Annotated in this window: 1 protein-coding gene; it reads right to left on the bottom strand. The window is 61.0% G+C overall.

Translation table 11 applies throughout. The features are described from left to right. Positions 1–729: hypothetical protein (locus DM374_RS32650; protein ID WP_225422692.1), on the bottom strand; the 729-nt coding region annotated here is incomplete at its 3' end. Positions 730–761: the final 32 nt, after the last annotated feature.

The following is a 761-nucleotide window of genomic DNA, read 5'->3' on the forward strand; positions in this document are numbered from 1 at the left end:
CTCACGGCTCATGTAAAACACCACTTCCTTGCCCACCATCAAAGAATTGATCGGCATGTAGTCGCTGTAGTTGGGTCCCTCGCTGGCCTTCCAGATCATATGCACCGTTTGCCCCTCCGCCATGTCGGGATAAGGCGGGACCACGATTTCCAACTGGGCGGGCAATGTCTCCGGATCAAGCATCCCGTTCTGGGCCGCTGGGCGGGTGGAGGGTGCCGGCAATTCGAACTGCGCCTCGCCCACCATCAGCAGTTCCCGGTCGGACTCCAGCAACTGACCGTCGCCGGCCTTGCCCAGCGAGTAATAAACGCTGACATTCCCCGCGTTCAGGGGCTTGATATAGGCGTCTCCGTCAATCGTGAAACTCATCGGCTTGCCCGCCGTTCCACCACTGACGCCGCGCTGGGCGGTATACAACAGCGGGCTACCGTTGGAGCGGGTACCCAGCCAGGTCAGGATTACGACATCACCCGCCTCCAGAGCAGCACCCGGAACAACCACAGTGGCCGCACCCAGTTCCGGATCGAGTACGCCGCCCTCAGCTTCCGTCACCGTGGGTTTTGGCAAGCGTTGCTCCACCCCGAGAAAGGTAACGAAAGCGCGCTTGGAAACTCCGGCCGGGCTGCCGGTGCGGGTAACCGTATAAGAGGCAAACCCACGACCAAGGGCCAGTTGCCGCACCTCGGCGTTGGGGATATAAAACGTCAAGACTGCCGGGATCTTGTTCACCGTCCGCGGGTCCGGCTCAACAATGACGTCCT

The sequence above is a fragment of the Pseudomonas huaxiensis genome (assembly GCF_003231275.1).
GTDB lineage: Bacteria > Pseudomonadota > Gammaproteobacteria > Pseudomonadales > Pseudomonadaceae > Aquipseudomonas > Aquipseudomonas huaxiensis.